Below are 2,932 nucleotides of genomic sequence, written 5' to 3' on the forward strand. Positions count from 1 at the left end.
TGACCTACATCCGCAAGGATGGCAGCCGCTTTCCGGCGGTCGTGTCGGTCACGGCCTTGCGCAACGACCAGGAAGCGATCATCGGCTACCTGCTGATCGGCACCGACAACACGGCGCGCAAGCGCGCGGAAGAGGCCCTCCTGGAAGCCGGTGCCCTGCAGAGCGCGATTTTCAACAGCGCCAATTTTTCCAGCATCGCCACCGACGAAAAAGGCGTGATCCAGATTTTCAATGTCGGCGCAGAGCGCATGCTCGGCTACGCCGCCGCCGATGTGATGAACAAGATCACGCCGGCCGACATTTCCGATCCGCAGGAGGTGATCGCACGCGCGGAGGCATTGAGCATTGAGCTTTCCACCCCGATCACACCGGGTTTTGAGGCACTGGTGTTCAAGGCCTCGCGCGGCATCGAAGATATTTACGAGTTGACCTATATCCGCAAGGACGGCAGCCGCTTCCCCGCCATCGTCTCGGTCACGGCCCTGCGCGATGCACAGGAGGGCATCATCGGCTATCTGCTGATTGGCACCGACAATACGGCCCGCAAGGAAGTCGAGGCGGCGCAGGCACTGCTGGACCAGCGGCTGCGCGACCAGCAGTTCTACACCCGATCGCTGATCGAATCGAACATTGATGCGCTGATGATGACCGACCCGCAGGGCTTCATCTCGGACGTGAACCAGCAAATGATGACGCTGACCGGGCGCACGCGCGACGAGCTGATAGGCGCGCCCTGCAAGAACTTCTTTACCGACCCGGTTCGGGCCGATGCCGCCATCAAGCGCGCGCTCACAGAAAACAAGGTCAGCGACTATGAGCTGACCGTGCGCGCCCAGAACGGCGACGAAACAGTGGTGTCTTACAACGCGGCGACCTTCCAGGACCGGGACCGCAAGCTGCAAGGCGTGTTTGCGGCCGCGCGCGATGTGACGGAGCGCAAACGCTTTGAGCGCACCCTGCAGGAAAAAAACATCGAACTGGAGCATGCCAGCCGAATGAAATCCGAATTTCTGGCCACCATGTCGCACGAGTTGCGCACGCCGCTGAACGCCATCATCGGCTTTTCAGAAGCGCTCAAGGATGGTCTGATGGGCCCGATGAGCGATGTCCACCAGGAATACGTCAACGACATTTTCACGAGTGGCCAGCACCTGTTGTCCCTGATCAATGACATTCTGGACTTGTCCAAGGTCGAAGCCGGCATGATGGACCTCGAGCTGGAAACCGTCGATTTGAACCGGCTGCTGTCGGGCAGCCTGTCCATCGTCAAGGAAAAAGCCCTGGCCCAGCGCATTCACCTCGAGCTCGAAACCGCCGGGGATCTGAGCCTGCTGCAGCTGGACACCCGAAAGACCAAGCAGATCGTCTACAACCTGCTGGCCAATGCGGTGAAGTTCAGTGCCAATGGCGGGCGCGTGGTCTTGCGCGCGCGGCGCGTGCTGCGCCCCACCGTGGGCACGCTGCCGGGTGCCTGGCCGGTCCGCAGCTTTGCACTGGCGGACAACGAGCACAGCGAATTCCTCGAACTCTCCGTCAGCGACAGCGGCATTGGTGTTGCGCAAGGCAACCTGGCCAAGCTGTTCCAGGCCTTCAGTCAAATCGACAGCAGCCTGGCGCGCAAGTTCGAGGGCACCGGGCTGGGCCTGGCCATGGTCAAACAACTGGCTGAACTGCATGGCGGCACGGTGGGTGTGGCCAGCGCCGAGGGTGAGGGCTCGCGCTTTGCCGCCTGGTTGCCGCTGCGCATGCCGGCGCAAGCCGATCCTGACCCAAGCCACAGCGCAGACTCGGCAATCCGGGCCGTGGCCGAACCCGGGGAACGCATGGCAATGGTTGTCGAAGACGATCAGCAGGCAGCCGACCTGATTCGCCTGCTGCTCGAAGCCGAGGGGCTGACCGTCCTGCATGCCGCCAGGGCCGAGGACGCACTGCTGCTGGCTGCAGAGCAAACCCTGAGCCTGGTCACGCTGGACCTTCAGTTGCCTGGCATGGGCGGCTGGGAATTTCTTTTGCGGCTGCGCGAAATCAGCCGCGCGGCGCAGGTACCGGTGGTAATCGTGTCCGGCTTGGCGGACAGCACCATGGCCTTGACTGGCGGCGCTGCCGCCGTGCTGCAAAAGCCGGTCAGCCGCGCACAACTGAAATTTTCCCTGGCCAATCTGGGCCTTCATCCAGTCCCCGAACGGATCCACACGCTGCTGGTGGTAGACGACGACCCCAAGGCGGTCGAAGTGATTGCGGCATTCCTGCCAAGCCCGTCCTACGCGGTGGTGCGCGCTTATGGCGGCGCAGAGGCCATAAGCCTGGCGCAGCGGCTGCGGCCGGACCTGATTTTGCTCGACCTGATGATGCCGGAAGTCAGCGGCTTCGATGTCGTTGAAGCGCTGCAGCGCCATGCCAACACAGCGCACATCCCGATCCTGATCGTGACAGCCAAGCAAGTCACCGCATTGGACCGCGCTACGCTCAACAACACTCCTGGCAAGTTCATGCACGTTGTAGAAAAAGCTGGATTGAACCGTGCCCAGTTTGTTGCCGAGGTGAAGCGCGCACTGCTGCCGTATTGAATCCAGAGAGGCACCAGATGGCCAGAATATTGATCATTGAAGATAACGCGGCCAACATGAAGCTGGCCTGTCTTTTGCTGACCAGCGCCGGCCATACGGTGCTGCGCGCAGTCGATGCCGAAACCGGGTTGACACTGGCCCGTATGGACCAGCCCGACCTCATCCTGATGGACATCCAGCTGCCGGGCATGGACGGCCTGGCGGCAACCGCCCTGCTGAAACAGGACGCCGCCACGGCCGCCATTCCCGTGATTGCCCTGACCGCCATGGCCATGAAAGAGGACCGGGAAAAAACCCAGGCAGCCGGTTGCGATGCCTATATTGCCAAGCCCTTGCGCTACCAGGCCTTGTATGCCGTGATCGAT

2 protein-coding genes are annotated in these 2,932 nt (G+C 61.9%); both read left to right on the forward strand.

From position 1 onward, the window contains the following. Positions 1 to 2,567: PAS domain S-box protein (locus IV091_RS08630; protein WP_293467609.1), on the forward strand; the 2,567-nt coding region annotated here is incomplete at its 5' end. Positions 2,568 to 2,584: 17 nt separating this feature from the next. Then, positions 2,585 to 2,932: response regulator (locus IV091_RS08635; protein ID WP_293467611.1), on the forward strand; the 348-nt coding region annotated here is incomplete at its 3' end.

It is taken from the genome of Polaromonas sp. (genome assembly GCF_018780625.1).
GTDB lineage: Bacteria > Pseudomonadota > Gammaproteobacteria > Burkholderiales > Burkholderiaceae_C > Polaromonas.